At 56.1% G+C, this 20,840-nt stretch carries 18 protein-coding genes; 2 read left to right on the top strand and 16 right to left on the bottom strand.

Annotated elements, in window-relative coordinates:
* Positions 1-20: 20 nt before the first annotated feature.
* Together ACWKX3_RS00395 and ACWKX3_RS00390 are read left to right on the top strand one after the other, a co-directional pair.
* Positions 21-1,040 (top strand): M4 family metallopeptidase, encoded by a 1,020-nt coding sequence (locus tag ACWKX3_RS00395; protein ID WP_058610294.1) that lies wholly within the window; start codon positions 21-23, stop codon positions 1,038-1,040.
* Entirely contained in the window at positions 1,041-1,391 is a 351-nt protein-coding gene (locus ACWKX3_RS00390) for a protealysin inhibitor emfourin (RefSeq protein WP_058610295.1), read from the top strand.
* Here the strand turns inward: ACWKX3_RS00390 and ACWKX3_RS00385 are convergent.
* From ACWKX3_RS00385 to pbpC, 16 genes are all read right to left on the bottom strand, one after another.
* The gene (locus tag ACWKX3_RS00385; protein WP_006176660.1) at positions 1,388-1,609 is read right to left on the bottom strand and encodes a zinc ribbon domain-containing protein; all 222 of its coding nucleotides are present in this window, start codon (positions 1,607-1,609) and stop codon (positions 1,388-1,390) included. The genes ACWKX3_RS00390 and ACWKX3_RS00385 overlap by 4 nt on opposite strands.
* A gap of 49 nt (positions 1,610-1,658) precedes the next feature.
* Entirely contained in the window at positions 1,659-2,693 is a 1,035-nt protein-coding gene (locus tag ACWKX3_RS00380) for a Gfo/Idh/MocA family oxidoreductase (RefSeq protein WP_088207953.1), read from the bottom strand.
* A gap of 63 nt (positions 2,694-2,756) precedes the next feature.
* Entirely contained in the window at positions 2,757-4,298 is a 1,542-nt protein-coding gene (locus ACWKX3_RS00375) for a peptide MFS transporter (RefSeq protein WP_006176662.1), read from the bottom strand.
* A gap of 299 nt (positions 4,299-4,597) precedes the next feature.
* Positions 4,598-6,073 (bottom strand): ribosome biogenesis GTPase Der, encoded by a 1,476-nt coding sequence (der, locus tag ACWKX3_RS00370; RefSeq protein ID WP_454541107.1) that lies wholly within the window; start codon positions 6,071-6,073, stop codon positions 4,598-4,600.
* A 112-nt stretch (positions 6,074-6,185) separates the two neighbouring features.
* Positions 6,186-7,364: an outer membrane protein assembly factor BamB gene (gene bamB, locus ACWKX3_RS00365; protein WP_454541106.1), complete on the bottom strand. Its 1,179-nt coding sequence runs from the start codon at positions 7,362-7,364 to the stop codon at positions 6,186-6,188.
* 10 nt (positions 7,365-7,374) lie between these two features.
* Positions 7,375-7,995 carry a YfgM family protein gene (locus ACWKX3_RS00360; protein ID WP_006176665.1) on the bottom strand — a complete coding sequence of 207 codons (621 nt, stop codon included), beginning with the start codon at positions 7,993-7,995 and terminating at the stop codon, positions 7,375-7,377.
* A gap of 13 nt (positions 7,996-8,008) precedes the next feature.
* Positions 8,009-9,283, bottom strand: a complete 1,275-nt coding sequence (gene hisS, locus ACWKX3_RS00355; RefSeq protein ID WP_042320417.1) for a histidine--tRNA ligase — start codon at positions 9,281-9,283, stop codon at positions 8,009-8,011.
* An 81-nt stretch (positions 9,284-9,364) separates the two neighbouring features.
* Positions 9,365-10,483, bottom strand: coding sequence for a flavodoxin-dependent (E)-4-hydroxy-3-methylbut-2-enyl-diphosphate synthase (ispG, locus tag ACWKX3_RS00350; protein WP_454541105.1), 1,119 nt, complete (start codon positions 10,481-10,483; stop codon positions 9,365-9,367).
* A 26-nt stretch (positions 10,484-10,509) separates the two neighbouring features.
* Positions 10,510-11,523, bottom strand: coding sequence for a cytoskeleton protein RodZ (rodZ, locus tag ACWKX3_RS00345; protein WP_088207950.1), 1,014 nt, complete (start codon positions 11,521-11,523; stop codon positions 10,510-10,512).
* A gap of 292 nt (positions 11,524-11,815) precedes the next feature.
* Positions 11,816-12,982 (bottom strand): bifunctional tRNA (adenosine(37)-C2)-methyltransferase TrmG/ribosomal RNA large subunit methyltransferase RlmN, encoded by a 1,167-nt coding sequence (locus tag ACWKX3_RS00340; RefSeq protein WP_006176669.1) that lies wholly within the window; start codon positions 12,980-12,982, stop codon positions 11,816-11,818.
* A 147-nt stretch (positions 12,983-13,129) separates the two neighbouring features.
* Complete coding sequence (gene ndk, locus ACWKX3_RS00335) at positions 13,130-13,561, bottom strand: nucleoside-diphosphate kinase (RefSeq protein WP_006176670.1); 432 nt, start codon at positions 13,559-13,561, stop codon at positions 13,130-13,132.
* A 122-nt stretch (positions 13,562-13,683) separates the two neighbouring features.
* Positions 13,684-14,559 (bottom strand): 4Fe-4S dicluster domain-containing protein, encoded by an 876-nt coding sequence (locus ACWKX3_RS00330; RefSeq protein ID WP_454541673.1) that lies wholly within the window; start codon positions 14,557-14,559, stop codon positions 13,684-13,686.
* A complete protein-coding gene (locus ACWKX3_RS00325; RefSeq protein ID WP_101737166.1) occupies positions 14,556-15,359 on the bottom strand; it encodes a dimethyl sulfoxide reductase anchor subunit family protein in 804 nt (267 codons plus the stop codon). Before ACWKX3_RS00325 ends, ACWKX3_RS00330 begins: the two co-directional genes overlap by 4 nt.
* Positions 15,352-15,981, bottom strand: coding sequence for a DMSO/selenate family reductase complex B subunit (locus ACWKX3_RS00320; RefSeq protein ID WP_006176673.1), 630 nt, complete (start codon positions 15,979-15,981; stop codon positions 15,352-15,354). The genes ACWKX3_RS00325 and ACWKX3_RS00320 overlap by 8 nt, the downstream gene beginning before the upstream one ends.
* On the bottom strand, positions 15,978-18,356 hold the full coding sequence (locus tag ACWKX3_RS00315) for a DMSO/selenate family reductase complex A subunit (RefSeq protein ID WP_454541104.1): 2,379 nt from the start codon (positions 18,354-18,356) through the stop codon (positions 15,978-15,980). Before ACWKX3_RS00315 ends, ACWKX3_RS00320 begins: the two co-directional genes overlap by 4 nt.
* Before the next feature lie 155 nt (positions 18,357-18,511).
* Entirely contained in the window at positions 18,512-20,839 is a 2,328-nt protein-coding gene (gene pbpC / locus ACWKX3_RS00310) for a peptidoglycan glycosyltransferase PbpC (protein WP_454541103.1), read from the bottom strand.
* Position 20,840: the final 1 nt, after the last annotated feature.

Raw genomic sequence — 20,840 nt, 5'->3', positions numbered from 1 at the left:
TTTTTACTAAGGAGAGCAGCATGCCCCATCTTCACAGCGTCATCCCCCCCTATATTCTTCGCCGTATTATCGAAAGCGGTTCGGAGCCACAGCAGCGTTGCGCCCGGCAGACGTTAACCCATGTGCAAACGCTGATGGCGCATATGCCTGGCAAACCCGCCGCGCCGCACGTCAATAAAACCGGTCAGCTTGAGCGTGATATCTATGACGCGAAACAGACTCAGGAGCTGCCGGGTACTCAGGTGCGTTACGAAGGCCAGCCGTCCAACGGTGATGTTGCAGTGGATGAAGCCTATGATTATTTAGGCATTACCCATGACTTCTTCTGGAAAGAATATCAGCGTGACTCGCTTGATAATAAAGGGCTGATCCTGACCGGCACCGTGCATTATGGCCGGGAATATCAAAACGCCTTCTGGAACGGTCAGCAGATGGTGTTTGGCGATGGCGACGGGGAGATCTTTAACCGTTTCACCATTGCCATCGACGTGGTGGCGCATGAACTGAGCCACGGCGTGACCGAGACCGAAGCCGGATTGATCTACTTTGAACAGTCGGGGGCGCTGAACGAGTCGCTGTCCGACGTGTTCGGCTCGCTGGTGAAGCAATATCACCTTAAGCAAACCGCCGACCAGGCGGACTGGCTGATTGGCGAAGGTCTGCTGGCTGATGGCATTAACGGTAAAGGATTGCGCTCTATGGCGGAACCCGGCACGGCCTATAACGATCCCCTGCTCGGTAAAGATCCGCAGCCCGGTCATATGAAAGATTTTATTAAAACGCGCGAGGATAACGGCGGCGTACATCTCAACTCCGGTATACCTAACCGCGCCTTTTATCTGGCCGCCACGGCTCTGGGCGGCTATGCCTGGGAAAAAGCCGGCTATGCCTGGTACGACACCGTGTGCGATCGCAGTCTGACGCAGGATGCCGATTTTGCGGCCTTCGCGCAACTGACCATCGCCCACGGAGAGAAGCGTTCGGGAAGCGACGTTGGGGCGGCCATCAAACAAGCCTGGGAACAGGTGGGAGTACTGTAAATGCAGGTTCCGGAACTGACGGATGACGCCGTAGTTGAGCTGGCCCGGGAAGGCGGCGTCGCGTTTATCCCTAAGCTGAGCGGCCAGCGCACCATCGCGCTTTCGTCGCTTAACGAGGCCCAGCGCCAGCGCCTGGTGAGCATTCTGGAGCAGGCTTTCCCGCGCGGTCAACCGCCCGGGCAAGCCTCTTCACCCGGCAGCGGTGACCAGCGCTATTTCCGCATCCAGATTATCTGGACCGGACAAAATCAGGCGCACTACGCCGACATCATTGTGCTGGTGCCCGAACAGGAAGCGCCCGAGTCGCTGGTTGAGCTGTGGCGAAAAGGCGAAGGCTGCGTGTGCGATTAACCTTCGGCCCGAACAAACTCCACGCGTTTTTTAGAGATCAGCCCGTGGCCGTTCTGGCAGAAATAATCCACCGCACCGCAGGCTTTTAATACCTCGAGCGGCTTATGGCATTCGGGGCAACGCGCTTCCAGCGCGACGTCTTTATTGCAGCGCGCGCAGTGGGCCGCGCCGTGCTGAGGCTCCAGCTCTGCATGGCAATCCGGGCAGGTTATCGTCATGATGACTCCTAAAGCAGTTCAGTATTACGTCGATAGTATCACGGGGCGCTTAATGCGCTCCACGCAGCCGTTGTTGCAGGTTCAGAAGCAGTTCAACCTCATCGAGCCTGCGCTGTGTCGTACGGCTAACCTCCTGCGGATCGCACCTGAACAGGCTTTGCGCGCCCAGAACGCGCTCCGCAAGGCAGTGTTCGTAAATCGCGCCGGGCAGGGTCCAGCGCTGAATATCATCCCCGTCAATCAGCTCCACGACGTCCTCTGCACCGCGTCGGTCGTGGCTGATAATGCGCCCGTCACGCAGATAAAGCCGCAACCCTTTTTGGCCGCCCGCCGGGCCCGCGTATTTATTGAGCCAGATGTTCACCGGCACACCGCTTACCCTCCCCTGAAGATGCGCTTCACCCTCAGCCGTGATCAGGTCGCCCTGGGTAATGTCGTGGCCCAGCCGATCGCGGGCGGTCATCACCTGTAGAGCCATGTCATCCTGCCCACCGAGATAGCGCACCGTTTCACGCAGCATCGCCAGAACATGGGTCCCAATATCCAGAATGACGCCGTCCGGGTGACGAAGCGTACGCTTATCCGGCTCGCCGGTGGCAAAATTGAGCGCTACCGGTTCTCCGGCAGCGTTGAACCCGCTTGGCTCCTGGAGAAACCCTTCCATGCTGACAATCTCAGAAAAATGGCTGACCAGCGCGAACCGCACCGCGCCGAGGCGCGCCATCCAGTGATCGAGCGCCAGCACCCGGTCCGCTGCGCCAGGCTGAGCCAGCAGTGCTTTCAGTCTGGCCATCTGGGAAAGCGTCGCAACGATCGGTTTTTCGACCACAACACGCGTTACTGGCGAGGCGAGAGCCTGTTCCAGCACCTCGAGGTGATGCAGGGATGCGGTGGTGATGAACAGCGTATCAAGAGGCTGAGCGAGTAGCTCAGGGAGGGATGCGCAGCGAGTGATGCCTTCCGGCTGCTTTGTGGGGTCAAGGTCAAACCCGAGGAGGTGGAGCGAGCTGCCAAAACGGTTACGCAGCGCCGGCAGATATGCCGTTTCAACTACTGCACCAAGACCAACAAACCCTAACAGCATAGTATCGCCTCGTTAAATAACATGCCGGAGCAGAACGCCTGCCCCGGCAAGAACGAGGGGTTATCAGGCGTTGGCAGCCGGTTTCGTCTGGGCATTTTCCAGCATACGGCGTACCGGAACAATGAGGACGATCAGCACCGCGGCACAAATCAGCAGCGCGATGGAGCAGCGCGCGAAGAGATCCGGCAGCATATCCAGCTGGTCGGCCTTCACGTGACCGCCAATCAGGCCCGCCGCCAGGTTACCCAGTGCGCTGGCGCAGAACCACAGGCCCATCATCTGACCGCGCATTCTCTCCGGGGCCAGCAGCGTCATGGTCGCCAGACCAATCGGGCTAAGGCACAGCTCACCGAGCGTCAGCATCAGGATACTGCCTACCAGCCAGAACGGTGAAACGCCTGCCCCACCGTTGCTCAGCACGTTCTGCGCCGCCAGCATCATCAGGCCAAAACCTGCGGCAGCACACAGAATGCCAATCACAAACTTAGTGATGCTACTCGGGCGAATGTTTTTGCTCGCCAGCTTCGGCCATGCCCAGCTGAACACGGGGGCCAGCAGGATGATAAACAGCGCGTTAATCGACTGGAACCATACCGCCGGGATTTCAAAATCGCCAATCATGCGGTTAGTGTAGTCGTTGGCAAACAGGTTGAACGAGGTTGGCTTTTGCTCAAACGCCGACCAGAAAAAGGCGGCAGAGACCAGCAGGATGAAGCAGACCAACAGTCTGGCGCGCTCTTTGCGGTTCAGACCAGCAAAAATGAACAGGTAAATAAAGTAGAGGGCAACGGACGCCGCAATCACGTAAACCAGCACGCTCGCCACGGCGACGGGGTTAATCACAATCACGCCCTGAGCAATCAGGGTGACGATTACCGCCACGCCAACGGCCAGCGCCAGTAGCCACGCGCCGACACCGTTTCGTTTCACGACCGGGCTGTTCCAGGTGGAGTCCAGGCCAACTTCGCTGTCGTAGCGTTTCATTGCCGGAACGGCAAACACGCGGAAGATGATCAGCGCGACCAGCATCCCGATACCGCCGATACCAAAGCCCCAGTGCCAGCCATGGGATTTGATCAGCCAGCCGGAGATCAGCGGCGCGATAAACGAGCCCATGTTAATGCCCATGTAGAACAGTGAGAAACCGCCGTCACGACGCGCATCGCCCTTTTTATACAGCGTGCCGACCATGACCGAAATACAGGTCTTGAACAGACCGGAGCCGAGCACGATAAACATCAGGCCGATAAAGAACAGGTTGTCGCCCATGAAAGCAGAAAGCGCAATGGACAGGTGGCCGAGCGCAATCAGGATCGAGCCATACCAGACGGCTCTCTGCTGGCCGAGCCAGTTATCTGCCAGCCAGCCGCCCGGCAGCGCGGCGAGGTACATCGTCCCGGCAAAGATGCCGACAATCGCCGAGGCGTTCTCACGCGCCAGCCCCATCCCGCCGTCGTACACGGTAGCGGCCATAAAGAGGATCAGCAGCGGGCGTATGCCGTAAAACGAGAAACGCTCCCACATTTCGGTGAAAAACAGCGAACCGAGCGGGTAAGGATGGCCGAAGAACGTTCGGCTTTCTTTTTGATTAACAGAGGATTGCATAATTCTCCCGAGAAGGTATGTCGTCGTGCTTGTAAACGCCAGCAGGTACGCCGGCCAGTTACGTATCTGGCCGATTTTTTACATGCGGCGAAAAGTTGGTTAACCATTTGATAACCAGGCGCTAGTTTTGTCTAGTACCGAACCCTGGACTTTAAGATGAAAATTCGACGATTGTCTACTTTATTAGATTTATACGTGGTTGAAAGTGAATAGTGATTGACATCACACCGGATACCACGGCGGCAGAAAGAGATAAAAAAACCCGCGACTGGCGCGGGTTTTAGCGAGATAAACGTGTGTTATTTGCTTTTCTTAATGTGCTTAATCAAACGCTTACGCTTACGCATCTGGTTTGGCGTCAGGGTGTTACGCTTGTTCGCGAACGGGTTTTCCCCTTCCTTGAACTGAATGCGGATAGGCGTACCCATCACGTCCAGTGATTTACGGAAGTAGTTCATCAGGTAGCGTTTGTATGAATCCGGCAGGTCTTTCACCTGGTTACCGTGGATCACGACGATTGGTGGGTTATAACCACCGGCGTGCGCATATTTCAGCTTCACGCGACGACCGCGCACCAGCGGTGGCTGGTGATCTTCTGCTGCCATATTCATGATACGGGTCAGCATGGCGGTGCTCTGACGACGGGTGGAGCTGTCGTACGCCTCGCGAACGGATTCGAACAGGTTACCTACGCCGCTGCCGTGCAGCGCGGAGATAAAGTGTACGCGAGCGAAATCGATGAAGCCCAGACGGAAGTCCAGGGTCTCTTTCACCTGCTCACGCACTTCATTGCTCAGGCCGTCCCATTTGTTGACGACGATAACCAGTGAGCGCCCACTATTGAGGATAAAGCCAAGCAGAGAGAGGTCCTGATCGGAGATCCCTTCACGCGCGTCGATAACCAACAGCACTACGTTGGCATCTTCAATGGCCTGCAGGGTTTTGATAACGGAGAATTTTTCCACCACGTCGGTGATTTTCCCGCGCTTACGCACGCCTGCGGTGTCGATGAGCACGAACTCACGCTCGTCACGCTGCATCGGAATGTAGATACTGTCACGAGTCGTGCCAGGCATGTCGTAAACGACCACACGCTCTTCGCCCAAAATACGGTTAGTAAGTGTAGACTTACCAACGTTAGGACGCCCGACGATTGCCAGCTTAATCGGCAGATCCTGCGGGTTGAAGTTGTCTTCCGGCTCTTCTTCCTCGCCCGCTTCATTGGCTTCGAACTGCGCCCAGTATTCCGCGTCTTCGTCCACTTCTTCCGGCGGGTTCACTTCATCAACCCACGGCAGCAGCACGGTTTCAAGGAGGCTGGTCACGCCACGGCCATGAGACGCCGCGATCGGGTAGATATCCCCCAGACCTAAAGACCAGAAGTCCGCAACAGCCTGATCGGCATCAATACCGTCAGTTTTGTTTGCCACCAGGAAGGTAGGCTTTTCGCGTGAGCGAAGATGTTTCGCAATAGCGGAGTCCGCAGGCATCAGCCCTGCACGAGCATCCACCATAAAGAGCACGACGTCCGCCTCTTCAATCGCCAGCAGAGACTGCTCAGCCATACGCGTTTCAACGCCGTCTTCTGTCCCGTCAATACCACCGGTATCAATACAGATGAACTCGCGTCCTTCAACTTCTGCACGACCGTACTTACGGTCACGCGTCAGCCCCGGGAAATCCGCAACCAGCGCATCACGGGTGCGTGTTAAACGGTTAAAAAGAGTGGATTTTCCAACGTTAGGGCGCCCGACAAGCGCGACCACAGGTACCATGTTTGAAGCCTCATAAAATTCAACTAAACGTCGCGTCGGCGGCGTTTTTTAAAATGTCAAAACGGCCCCTGAGTTAACAGGAGCCGCTTAGTATACTACAACCGCTGTGTAATTAACGCGTGATCGCGTACAGCGTGCCGTCTTTTGCCTGAATCAGCAGTTTACCATCAGCGACAACCGGCTCAGTCAGGAAGCCGGAGCTATCCACTTTTTGCTGTGCGGTGAAGCGACCGTTTTCCGGGTCAATCCAGTGCAGGTAACCTTCGCTGTCACCCACGACCAGGCTACCGTTATACAGTGCCGGTGCGGTTAACAGACGGTGCAGCAGATCGCTCTGCGTCCACAGGGTCACGCCACCTTCGGTGCTCAGCGCCAGCAGACGATCGTTCTGGTCAACCATGTAGATACGGTTGCCGTCTACGATGAAATCGTTCACGGAACCCAGTTCGCGTTTCCACATGATCTGGCCGCTGCGCAGATCAAGCGCGGTCAGGTTACCGTTGTAGGCCAGCGCGTAAACGACGCCGTCAACGATGACCGGAGTCGTATCAACGTCGCTCAGACGGTCGATTTCAGTCGAACCGGTGGCCTGAGAGATACGCTGCTGCCAAATCATCTGGCCTTCCTGCATCAGCACAGCGCTCACGCGTCCGTTGTCACCGCCAACAATAGCAGCGCCAAAGGCGGTGGCCGGAGCCGATTCACCGCGCAGAGAGAGCGCAGGCATATCAAGGTTAACGGTCCATTTCACCAGACCGTCAGCTTCGTTCAGCGCCTGCAGCTGGCCGTTGCTGGTATGAATCAACACCATGCCGTCGCTAACCACCGGACGAGACAGTGATTCACCGGCAACCGTCGTCTGCCATGCAATAGAGCCATCGCTGGCGTTCAGCGCATAGACCTGCGCTTTTTCGCTACCGACATACACATGACCACCGGCAACGGTCAGGCCGCCAGAGAGTAGTGCAGGTTTACGCGAGAACCAGCCGTCTTTTTCCGCCAGATTAACGGACCAGACCTCTTTTCCGTCGTTGGCGTTAAGCGCTTTGACGGTGCCTTTGCGGTCAGCCGCATAGACAACGCTGTCAGCGAAGGCTGGATGCAGGTTGGAATAGAAATCACCAATTCCGTTCCCGACGGAGGTGCTCCATGCGGTAGACGGGGTAAACTGGTTTTCAACCGTCGGCAGTGGGGACATTTTGACAACATCTTCTTCGCCACTGAACAGTGAACAGCCACTCAATAACGTAACGGAAAGCAGTCCTGGCAGAAGTAATTTACGCAATTGCATCGGGTCCCTCTCAGACGGACAAATTATTTATTTTCATCTGCATCATTTCGCTCAGCGCAGGTGAAGCTTTACTCTCTACGCCGGCTTGCCACGCTTTACGCGCGCCCTCTTTATCACCTTTGCTCAGCAGTGCTTCACCGCGCAGGTCAGCCACGATGGCCGCAAAGCCTTCGCCTTTGATGGTGTCGAGGGTTTTCAGCGCGTCATCGGCTTTCTTCTGCTGAACCTGGATACGTGCCAGACGCAGGTTAATGACCGCTTTCAGGTTTTCATCGCTGGCAGCCGCAAGACTCTGCGACAGCTGGGCAGCCGCTTTATCCAGTTCGTTTTTATCAACGTACTGCTGCGCCACTTCCAGTGCGGCCAGCGCACCGTAGGTGTTTTTATTGTCGGCGACAAACTTCTCAGCAGCCGCCAGCGTTTGAGGCTGATCGGCACGAATGTCACTGACGGTATTCTCATAAGCCAGGGACGCACCGCGAGCCGAATCGGCCTGATGGCTGTTCCAGTAACGCCAGCCCATCAGTGCACCCACACCTAAAATCACCCCAACAACCAGCGCTTTGCCGTTTTCAGCAAAGAAGCGCTTAACCGCATCGACCTGGTCGTTTTCGTTCTCGTAAATTTCCACGCAGTCCTTCTCCTTAGCCCAATAAAGTGCGCAAGTGCGCCGCAACGCCGTCCTGCGTTACCGTTGTCTGTTCACCAGAGCGCAGGTCTTTAACCACAACGTCGCCGTTAGCCACTTCGGACTCACCCAGCACCAGTGCGATACTTGCGCCCCACTTATCAGCACGCGCAAACTGTTTTTTAAAGTTGCCGCCGCCGTGGTTGGTCATCAGCTTAACGTCCGGCAGCGCATCGCGCACGCGTTCGGCAAGCTGCATTGCCGCAGACTGCGTATCCGCACCTGAAGCCACCAGGTATATATCGACAACGGAATCTGCTTTAAATTCCGGATTAACTGCCTGAACCAGCAAAACAAGTCGCTCAAGGCCCATTGCAAAGCCCACGGCAGGGGCGGCACGACCACCGAGCTGCTCAACCAGACCGTCATAACGACCGCCAGCACATACGGTGCCCTGGGAACCGAGGCTGGTGGTGACCCACTCAAACACGGTACGGTTATAGTAGTCCAGACCGCGCACCAGGCGCTGGTTAACGGTATAAGCAATGCCAGCCGCTTCGAGCAGCTTACACAGCCCGTCGAAGTGCTCGCGAGACTCTGCGTCGAGATAATCACCCAGAGCAGGCGCATCGTTCAGCAAGGCCTGCACATCCGGGTTTTTGGAGTCCAGTACGCGCAGCGGGTTGCTGTACATACGGCGCTGGCAATCTTCGTCCAGCTTATCTTTGTGCTGTTCCAGGAACGCCACCAGCGCATCGCGGTAGTTCGCACGCGCTTCAAGAGAACCAATCGAGTTCAGTTCCAGAGAGACGTGTTCAGCGATGCCCAGCGCGCGCCACCAGCGGGCAGTGAGCATGATAAGCTCAGCATCAATGTCCGGCCCCTGCAGGCCAAAGACTTCCACACCCAGCTGATTAAACTGGCGATAACGACCTTTCTGAGGACGTTCGTGGCGGAACATCGGGCCGATATACCACAGGCGCTGCTCCTGATTGTACAGGAGACCATGTTCGATGCCGGCGCGTACGCAGCCCGCCGTCCCTTCTGGACGCAGCGTCAGGCTATCGCCGTTGCGGTCCTCAAAGGTGTACATCTCTTTTTCAACCACATCGGTCACTTCACCGATTGCGCGTTTGAATAACGGGGTCTGCTCTACAATCGGCAAACGGATTTCGCTGTAACCGTAGCTGCCGAGCACCTGCTTAAGTGTGCCTTCAATGCGCTGCCAGATGGCGGTTTCGCCAGGCAGATAATCGTTCATGCCGCGGATGGCTTGAATGTTTTTTGCCACGTTTATTCTCTTTCTATATACAAAAAAGAACCCAAAGAATGGGTTCAATCATACATGGGAAGCCAGCGGCTTCCCAACACGTTATTTTTCGACCTGTTGAACGCTAATGCGCTGCGCTTCATCCAGCATTGTGGCTTTGGCACGAATACGGGCTTCAAGCTGATCGATCATGTCGCTATTATCCAGACGATCTTTACGAACGCCATCTTCATAGAGACCACTTTTCTTGTTACCGCCGGTCACGCCCAGCGTGGAGACCAGCGCTTCGCCCGGACCGTTCACCACGCAGCCGATAATAGAGACGTCCATCGGGGTGATGATATCTTCCAGACGCTGCTCAAGGGCATTCACCGTACCGATCACGTCAAATTCCTGGCGTGAACAGGTTGGGCAGGCGATAAAGTTGATGCCTCGAGAGCGAATACGCAGTGATTTCAGAATATCGAAGCCGACTTTGATCTCTTCCACCGGATCGGCCGCCAGAGAGACGCGCAGGGTATCGCCGATCCCTTCTGACAGCAGCAGCCCCAGGCCGATCGCCGATTTAACGGAGCCGCTACGCAGGCCGCCGGCTTCGGTGATGCCAAGGTGCAGAGGCTGATCGATCTGTTTAGCCAGCAGGCGATACGACTCTACCGCGAGGAACACATCAGATGCTTTAACGCTGACTTTAAACTGATCGAAATTAAGACGATCCAGGTGATCGACGTGGCGCATGGCTGATTCGAGCAGCGCCTGCGGCGTAGGTTCACCGTATTTTTCCTGGAGATCTTTTTCCAGAGAACCGGCGTTCACGCCGATACGGATAGGGATATTTTTATCGCGAGCGCAGTCGACAACCATGCGAATACGCTCTTCGCTACCGATATTACCCGGGTTGATACGCAGGCAATCTACGCCATATTCGGCAACTTTGAGCGCAATGCGGTAATCGAAGTGGATGTCTGCCACCAGCGGAACGCTGACCTGCTGCTTGATCAGTTTGAACGCCTCGGCGGCGTCCATCGTTGGCACGGAGACGCGAACAATGTCCGCGCCTACGCGTTCTAACGCTTTAATTTGATTGACCGTCGCGTCCACATCCGTGGTGCGCGTGTTGGTCATCGACTGGACGGCAATAGGTGCGCCGTCGCCGACTGGCACATTCCCAACGTAAATCCGTTTTGATTTTCTACGTTGAATCGGAGCCTGGTTATGCATGAAAAATCTCCCGCGTTGCCCGTCTGTTACTGTGCTGCTGATTGTTCGGCATTAACGGTAAGACGTGCAACCTGGTTAGTTCTGATAAAGCGGCTCAGATCAACAGGTTTTCCTTGATACTGGATCTGTACCGCTGCCGGAGCGCCGATTTTAAGTTTATACGGTGCCTGGCCGGTTAGGTTTAACGTGCCATCTTTACGCTGCAGGCCGCTAAACAGTTTTTTTCCTGTTGCGTCAGTGACTTCTAACCAGCAATCTGCCGTAAAGTTCATCACCAGCGCATTAGGATCGGCCGCAGGTGTCGCGACACCCGCCTGGTCCGTTGGTAACGGTGCAGCGTTTGTTTCTGTTGGCTGGGTCGCGGCCGGGGTAGTCGTTGCCGTATCGACATTGGCCTGCGAAGGCGCAACAACCGCATTCGGATCCTGAGTTGCCGGAGCGGTGTTAGCCGTGGCAGCCGGGGTCTGTGCAGAATCGGTTGCTGGCGCGTCTGTCGCTGCGGTCTGAGGATCGGTTGAAGGGGTTTCAGCGCCCGTGTTCAACGGCACGCTTTGCGCATTATCATTACCGGACTGATTAAGCTCGGCCGAAGACTGATCGGCCATCGTCGTGATCTCTTCCTGCTGCGCTTTGTGGTTTTGCCACCACCATGCGCCCGTCAGACCGACCACCACGAACAGCACCAGCCAGGTGAAGCTCATCAGCCAGCCATCGCGTTTCTTACGACGCTTACCCAGAGAGAACGTCTGCATCGGCGCAACTTTCGCTGCACGTACCGGTGCCTGCTTCTCCATCATGGGCAGTAATTCTTCTTCGGGGATATGCACCAGTTTTGCATAAGAGCGGATATAACCACGCAGAAATGTTGAAGCCAGATCGGCAGGCGCCTTATCTTCTTCAATATCGCGAACCGTGGAAACCTTCAGGCATAAGCGTTCTGCAACGGCCTGTTGGCTAAGTCCGAGTTGTTCACGGGCGTTGCGAAGACGAACGCCAGTGGAGAGTGCTTCATGTTGGTCGTGAGTGGCTTCAGTATTCATTCGCTACAACTACTGGTACGTGAAAAAAAGGGTTCAGGTGCCGGTGAGTCACAATGCTACCCGCACCGCGAAACTTCTGGTCAGTTAACCTTGAACAGACAGTATAAGACTGTCAACCTTGAGATGACAGTGCCGCCCTGCCCATGAAGCTAAACTGTTGTTACGTCGTTACATACTGCCCGAAAGTCATATGAAACGCACCGTAATTATTGATAAAACGTCACGAATCTGACTGATTATTCAATGAGATTACGCCTCACGGCGCAGATAGTGCGCCGTGAATGCATAATAATCAAACAGCTTTGACCGCAATCGTCTCGCCCTGCATGCGTTTACGCAGGGTACGTTTGGTACGGTCAATGACGTCACCCGCCAGCTGCCCGCATGCGGCATCGATGTCATCGCCACGGGTTTTACGCACGATAGTGGTAAAACCGTACTCCATGAGCACTTTCGAGAAGCGATCGATGCGGCTGTTGGAGCTGCGGCCATACGGCGCGCCCGGGAACGGGTTCCACGGGATCAGGTTGATCTTGCACGGCGTATCTTTGAGCAGCTCAGCCAGTTCGTGTGCATGCTCGGTGCCGTCATTCACATGATCCAGCATCACGTACTCAATGGTCACGCGGCCCTGGTTGGCATTGGATTTCTCCAGGTAACGACGCACGCCGGCCAGGAAGGTCTCGATATTATACTTTTTGTTGATAGGTACAATTTCGTCACGAATCGCATCGTTCGGCGCATGCAGCGAGATCGCCAGCGCAACGTCAATCATGTCGCCCAGTTTATCCAGGGCAGGCACTACACCAGAAGTGGAGAGCGTAACGCGACGCTTGGAGAGGCCAAAACCGAAATCGTCGAGCATGATTTCCATCGCCGGAACCACGTTGGTCAGGTTCAGCAGCGGCTCGCCCATCCCCATCATCACCACGTTGGTGATAGGACGGGTACCGGTCACTTTTGCCGCACCAACGATTTTCGCCGCACGCCATACCTGACCGATAATTTCAGATACGCGCAGGTTACGGTTGAAGCCCTGCTGAGCCGTAGAGCAGAATTTACACTCCAGCGCACAGCCAACCTGTGAGGAGACGCACAGCGTGGCGCGATCGTCTTCCGGGATATAGACCGTTTCAACGCGCTGATCGCCTACGGCAATCGCCCATTTGATCGTGCCGTCTGAAGAGCGTTGCTCTTCAACCACTTCAGGCGCACGGATTTCGGCCACTTCTTTGAGCTTATTACGCAGGACTTTATTGATGTCAGTCATGTCATCAAAATTGTCGCTGCAATAGTGGTACATCCATTTCATGACCTGGTCGGCACGAAACGGCTTCTCGCCCATCTCTTTAAAGAACTCGCGCATCTGCTGACGGTTCAGGTCCAACAGGTTGATTTTTCCATTTTTATTTGGAACCGCAGGAATGGCGACTTCGGAGGTGTTCACTAATTCAGACATAATTTTATCCGGCCTCGTTGTTACACGTTATGGCCCATGGAGGGTTGAAAAGAAACGCCCCGGCAGGCAGTGTGCTCATCCGGGGCGTTGCATTGTACAAAGTCTGGCGCAGGGATGCCACGTTTGCACGCGGCATTTACGAAATTATTAGCGAGTGCGAGCGCACACTTCGCCTTCTGCGAAGAAGAACGCGATTTCGCGCGCAGCAGATTCAACGGAGTCGGAACCGTGGGTGCCGTTTTCGGTGAAGCTGTCCGCGTAATCTGCACGCAGGGTGCCTGCCAGCGCGTTTTCCGGGTTGGTCGCACCCAGCAGGTCACGGTGACGCTGTACGGCGTTTTCACCTTCCAGCACGGAAACCACGATCGGGCCGGAGGTCATGAACTCGACCAGGCCATCGAAGAATGGACGACCTTCGTGCTCAGCGTAGAAACCGCGAGCCTGTTCAACGGTCAGGTGCAGCATTTTGGTGCCAACGATCTTAAACCCTGCTGATTCAAAGCGAGAGAAGATGCTGCCAATAACGTTTTTTGCCACCGCGTTTGGCTTGATGATGGAAAAAGTACGTTCAATAGCCATGATAACCTCTGTCAAATGTTCTGTTGTTTTGCATACCTGAGTATGGTGTGGCGCGGATTATAATGAGCAATAGCGCGATTGCCTATGGATTCAGGTAACATTTTTTTAAAATGAGACGAAGATTAGCAACAGGTCAAGTTTCTCATGCTCTGCGTCTGCCCCGCACAGAGATAGCACTGCTTTTCATCGGCGTTAAATCGCCAGAACGGACGGCTGCATGACGTACAGGTAGCGGCCTGCGCCTCCCACGTATGCTGCTGCGCCTCCCCTTCTGCGGGCATCACCTTTATGGCATGAGAAGGACAAACCGCTTCACACCCGCCGCATCCGGTACAGCGCGCGTTCTCCATCACCAGCGCATTATCCTCAAACCGTATGGCTTTTTCGGGACAGCTTCGCCAGCAGGCACCGCACAGAATGCATTTTTCCGTGTCGGGAATCACGTCGAATTCGCTGAAACGGGGGAATGCCTGCCGCTGCTGACGTTTGCCCGGCTGCACGGTACAGGCCTTCACGTCTTCTCGGGGAGCGTGGATCAGCGCGCGTCGCGACAGGCTAATGTCGCTCGCTGGAACCGCTTTGAAGGACCAGGCTGGCTCACCCAGGCGTCGAAGCGCCAGGTTCAGGCGGGCAAGCGCCACCATCCAGGCGGAAGAAGATTCCGCATCAATGCTAATAAAGCGTATGCCGTACTGAGCGTGCCAGAGCAACAGCTCATTGACCGTCGGGGGGTGAACGGCGAACGGGCCGGTAAGCGTATCGCTATAAATGAAACGCCGCTGAGGAACGACACCGGAGATGGCGTCTGTGGGGCAAACGAAGAGGCAATCGCCGCATTCAATGCAGCGTGAAGGGTCGATGGTAAACTGCCCGTCCGTCACGGAAAACGCCTGCGCCGGACAGACGTCCGCGCAGGCGTGGCAGGATGCGTGCCGAAATCGGCGACGGACGCAGGCTTGCGTCACGTCCATCGCCGTAGCAAACGTAATCTTCATCAGCCAATACTAAAGAAGACGAAACGCAGCACAATCTCACCCAGGATCAGCAGCGCGCTTCCCGCCAGCAGGAGGCTTCGCGTCTGTTTGAGGCCGCCTGCCGCAAAGCAAAGCATCCCCGCAACCGATACGCACCAGCCCAGCAGATAGACATTGCGCAGTTGCTCAAACATCTGCAGCGGCGTGTGCGGGAAGGTCACCACGGTGTTATCCACCGCCATGATGTCCGAGAGCCACACGGGTTGCATGATCAGGCGAGCCAGCACCAGCAGGGTCACGACGATTGCCGCCGTACGCAGCGCATTTCGGGTTTGTGCCCCCAGCGCTACACAGGCCGAACCAACAATCCCGACTGAGCCCATAAACAAGAACAGCGTATTGATATGCTGCCAGGTCACCACCGAGGCGTGGATGTAAATCTGTGCCATACAGAACACGTCCACCAGCCCAATGAGGCCCGCCAGCGCCAGCAGTGCTTTACCGCCAGGCTTACTGAAGAACATCAGCAGCACCGCAAAACCGAGTGCCGCCAGATACAGGCTGGCAAAGACAATCTCACGGCTAAGCCAGGAGCTGGCTACGTGGCGCAGCGCGTTCAGCGCATTCAGTGGATAACCCATGTGGAGCGCTGAGGCCAGCAGGCCCAGGCTCGCCAGCACGAACGCACCGGCAGCGGCGATGGCAACGCTACGGTCACAGGCGCGCGCGCCCATAACCTGCTGGCGTCCCAGACCCAACCACAGCGTGACGCCTACTGAACCTTGCAGGAACAGCGTAAAAATCAGCAGCGGTAACTCATGCATGACGTTTACCCTCTTTCTCTGCGCCCTGGTGCGCTTTCACTACCAGATTAGGATGGGTGATGGATGAATCAGGCAGCCCTTTGACGTCACATACTGAGCCATATTTGGCGCGCAGTTCGTCAATCGGACCAAACTTGATCGCTTCCAGCGGACAGGTTGCTACGCAGACCGGCTGCTCGCCTTTCGCCTGCAGATCCACACAGAAATCGCATTTCGACATCTGCCCGGTCTGTTCGTTAAGCTGCGGCGCGCCGTAAGGGCAGGACCACGCACAGTAGCCGCACCCTACGCACTTATCCGTATCGACGCGCACAATGCCGTCACCCGGACGCTTGTGCATGGCGGTTGTCGGACAGTTTTTGGTGCAGATTGGGTCTGCACAGTGGTTGCAGGAGATCGAGAGCGTATAGGCAAAGACGTTGTTGCTCACGCCCCCCTGTCCGGTAGGAATAAAGTTCCCGCCGTTCACTTCATATACCCGGCGAAAACGACGCCCAACCTCAAGGTTGTTTTTATCTTTACACGCTACCTGACAAGCCTTACAGCCCGAGCAGCGGGAAGAATCAATAAAGAAACCCAGCTGTTTATCGCTCACCGGCGCATAGTGTTTAAACTTACTCATGCTTTTGCTACCTCCACCAGCATGGTTTGATGTGAATTCCCTTTCGCGAGCGCAGTAATACGTGCAGAGCTCAACACGTTCGCGCAGCCGCCTTTATCGACGCCCTGCTCGTCCGGCTGCCACCAGGCACCGGCCTGCATGGCCACTACGCCAGGGATAATGCGTGGCGTAACCTCCGCCGGAACTTCGCAGATCCCACGCTGGTTATGAATGCGTACCGTATCGCCCTGCGAAATGCCGCGACGCTGCGCATCCTGCGGGTTGATCCACAGTTTCTGCTGCTGCACTTCAATCAGCCACGGGTTAGCGTACTGGGTAGAGTTGGCGCGATTTTTACCTTTCCAGGTAATCAACTGCAGCGGGAAGCTTTTCGCCAGCGCGTCTTCCGGGCCTTCATGCGCAGGCACGTAGTGCGACAGCGCCGGGATTTCCGGATGATTCATGTCGTACAGGCGCTTCGAGAAGATCTCAATTTTCCCGGACGGGGTCGGGAATGGATGATTGTCCGGATCGCGAATGTTGTCTTCAAAGGCGACAAACGGCGCGCTTTTAAACAGGTGCTGACGCGTTTTTTGCAGCGTCGCGAAATCAGGCAGGTTTTCATCCGGCATCGCCAGGCGCGTCTGTTCCCAGATATGCTCAATCCAGGCTTTTTCGTCGCGCCCCTGGCTGAATTCATGTTCAATCCCCAGCTTCGCCGCAACCTCACGCAGCCAGTCATAGTCTGAACGGCGTTCAAATTCCGGCTCGATCAGTTTTTCTGACAGGATAAGATAGCTTGCCGTACCCCAGGTTTCGCCGATGTTCCAGCGTTCCATGAAGCTGGTTTCCGGCAGCAGCAGATCCGCATACCGGGCGCTCGGCGTCATATACAGATCGCTTGCCACGATGAACTGAATTTTGGACTCATCTTCCAGCACGCGGGTCGCCTGATGAAGATCCGGGTTCTGGTTGGCAAGATAGTTCCCGGCCAGCGAAAACAGAATACGGATATTGCTGTCGAGTTTGTCAGCATCTTTCAGGCCATCTTCAGGCGTCACCTTTGTGGCGTCGTCTGCGGCCTGCACCCAGTTCATCACCGAGATTTTGGCCTTCACCGGGTTATCCGGCATTTCTGGCCCGGCGGCAAATTTACGATTGCCGCAGCCACCGTAGCCTGCCGCCCAGCCGCCTTTCACGCCAACGTTACCGGTCAGCGTCGCGAGCAGCGTCGAACCGCGCGCAGTACGCTCGCCGCAGTTATGACGCTGCGGGCCCCACCCCTGGATCAGGGCTGCGGGTTTGGTATTGGCATAGTCACGCGCCAGCTGGCGGATCGTCTGTGCGGGAACATGGGTAATTTTTTCTGCCCATTCCGGCGTTTTCGCAACGCCATCTTTTGCACCGGTAAGGTAGGCAACCAGCGACTCATTTGCCGGCACGCCTTCCGGCATTGATGCTTCATCAAAGCCAATGGTATGGCGGGTGATAAAATCGCGATCGTGCAGATTTTCCGTCACGATGACGTACATCATGGCGTCCATCAGGGCATTATCGGTGGTCGGCAGCAGCGGGATCCACTGGTCTGCCAGCGAAGAAACCGTATCAGAATAACGCGGGTCGACGACGATAAAGCGGGTACCGTTTTGCTTCATCTTCTGGAAGAAGTAGTTGGTATGGCCAAAAATGGTTTCCGTTGGGTTATGTCCCCACAGGATCACCAGTTTGGTATCCAGAAGCGTGTCGAGCGAGCTGCCGCTGGCCGCGGTGCCATAGGTGTAAGGGGTGGCCGCCGCCGTGTTACCCATGCTGACCGAATGATAGCTTTCAAGGTAGCCGCCGGTTAAATTAAGCAGGCGACGTACCATTTTATCGCCGGAGAACGTTCCGCCGGAAACCGCCGTACCCACATGAACATAGCGTGACGCGACGCCATATTTTTCGGTGATCGTTTTTAAATTATTGGCAATCAGCGTTGTCGCTTCATCCCATGAAATACGCTCAAATTTTCCTTCTCCGCGTTTGCCAACGCGTTTCATTGGATATTTAAGACGGTCAGGATGATAAACGAATTTACGATAGGAGCGACCGCGAACGCAGGCACGCATAACGGGCATCTGAGGATCGAGTTCATTATCCGGACGGGTAGAAATACGCGTCACTACCCCATCACTAACGTGCGCACGAATATCACATTTTCCGCCGCAGTCAAACGTACTGCATGTCTGGACAACCTTTTCTGAAGGCGTATTTTCCACCACAGAAGGGGTAGCCGCATCAGCCCTGACTGACGTTGAGACAAACGGCAGGGCAACCAGCGCCGAACTGGCCTGGATAAAATGGCGTCGAGACAGGGCAGGAATGACACCGTCTCCCTGGCTGGCTATTTTTTTCATTGCTCGGTCCTTCAAATAAAAGCGCATTCTCGCGGTTTTGAAGGCCGTCACATTTGATAATTATCAAGTTAACCCTTTCGGGTTACCACTAAATTTCGATAATAAGAATCGTTATTTTTTAAAATAATAAATCGCTTAACAGATTTAATATATTACTAACGATTCAAGGAAAAATTCACCGCAACGACCTGCCCGGACTCATCCATTACGACCAGTTGATATTCACCGGGTTTATTCAATAATAAAGATTGATAATTATTCCGCCCGTCCAGAGGCTCACCGTTTAAAAACCACCAGCGCTGACCTTCCCCGCCGCTGGTCGTCACAGCAAGCGTCATGTTTTCCTGCCCCGGCAGTCGCTTAATTACCGCCCCTTCCCGCACGCCTGAAAGCATGAGCGGTGCAACATTGTGGTTATCAAACGGCGGACAGGTTTTAGACGCAGCCGGGATGCGGGCAGCCCGTCTTTCTGACGGCGGCAGCCAGGGGTCGAGCGGCAGCGGCCATACATCCAGTACTTTCTCTGTCGCCTCCGGGCAGTCTGCTGCCACGCGTTTTCCGGCACTATCCACCCAGATGGGGAAACGGATCCCGCGAATGCCTTCCTGCTCAGGCAGCAGCAGGGTTGGCGGCTCGCTGCCCTCCAGCAGCCAGGTTGAAAGGCGGCGTCGACAGTTTTCACTGCCTTCCGGCAGCGATTGCCCCCCTGGCCAGCAAATGGTCCCGCGCCCTACGCTGGCGGGACGCGGATCGCGCGGCAGACGGGCCTCATCGATCGTGGAACGAGACTGAAGCAGATTGTTGACCTGGTTTAACAGCGGGACGGCGCTGGCAAATCCAAACTGCCCGGCCACCGGCGTGCCATCCGGGCGACCGGTCCAGATGCCGATCACGTAGCGGGCGTTAATTCCGATGGCCCAGGCATCACGGTAGCCATAGCTGGTTCCGGTTTTCCATGCCAGCGGTGCCACCTGAGGAAGCGCACCGTCCGGCAGAGGCTGCGCTTCATTAGCCAGGATCCGTCGAATGATCCACGCTGAACCTTGCGACAGCAAAGGCCGCTCGGTGAGTGGATCTTGCGGCTGCAAACGAAGCCTCCCCGCCTTTCCATGACGGGCGAAGGCGCTGTAGGCGGCGGCAATGTCGGACAAACGCGCCCCCGCCCCGCCCAGAATGAGCGACAAATTCGGCTGCGCCCCGGCAGGTAGGATCAGCGGAAGCCCCGCGTTGCTCAGCATGCCGGCGAAGCGTTTTGGCCCGTAGGCTTCAAGGACCTGCACGGCGGGCAGGTTGAGCGAACGCACCAGCGCCTCGCTCATGCTGACCGGGCCATGAAAGCCGCTGTCAAAATTACCGGGACGATAATCACCCGTTTTTCGCGGCACGTCCTGAAGCAGAGAGGCGGGATGAATCAAGCCTTCATCCATCGCCATACCATAGATAAAGGGCTTTAAAACCGATCCCGGCGATCGTACGGCGTTAACCATATCCACATGGCTGAAGCGACTATCATCATTGATATCCACCGAACCGACCCAACCGCGAACCTTCATGTTGGTGTGATCGACCACGATCATCGCCAGGGAACTGCGCGCGGGCAGGCGGGATTTCCAGTTCAGCGCCAGCTCCTCAAGCTGCCGTTGTAACGACGCATTCAGGGTGGTGACAATTTTCGTCTCATGGCTTTTCGTCAACATCATACGGGAGAAAAGCGGTGCCAGCTGCGGCATCTGGCGTGGTGCCAGCCAGACCGGCTCCTCGCGTGACTCCTTTACCTGTTTTGCTGACCAGACGCCCTGCGTCACCATTCGATCAAGAACCTTATTGCGGGCTGCTTCCGCGCGTTCCGGCCAGCGGTCAGGTCGTAAGCGACTGGGGGCCTGGGGTAACACCGCAAGCAGCGCCGCTTCGGAGTAGCTCAGTTGGGAAGGCGGTTTACCCAGGTACGTCCAGCTTGCCGCGCCGATCCCCTGCAGCGTGCCGCCAAACGGGGCGCGATTGAGATAGAGCGTGAGAATATCGCGCTTGGAGAGGTGCCACTCCAGTTGCATGGCGCGCCAGAGCTGACGAATTTTGCCGCCAAAAGTGCGCGGATGCGGATCTAAAAGACGAGCCACCTGCATGGTGAGCGTGCTGCCGCCAGAAATGACCTTACCGGAGCTCAGATCCTGCCAGGCCGCGCGCAGCACGGAGAACGGATTCACGCCAGGATGATCCCAGAACCAGCGGTCTTCATACTGGATCAGGGCGTCGAGGTACAGCGGAGAAACGTCTTCAAGCGTAACCGGATAACGCCAGATACCGTCGCTGTCGGCAAAACGCCACAGCGGCGTGCCTTTTTCATCCACCACAACCCGTGCAGGGTTGACCTCCTTCAAGGGCAACGGCCACAGGCGGTCAGCGGCGATAATCAGCCCCCATAAAATAAGAAGCGCTCCCGCCAGCCACAGCCAGCGGGAGCGTATCAGACGTGCCATCAGCATC

It is taken from the genome of Enterobacter sp. UPMP2052 (assembly GCF_053709675.1).
This window is presented reverse-complemented; position numbering and strand designations above follow the sequence as displayed.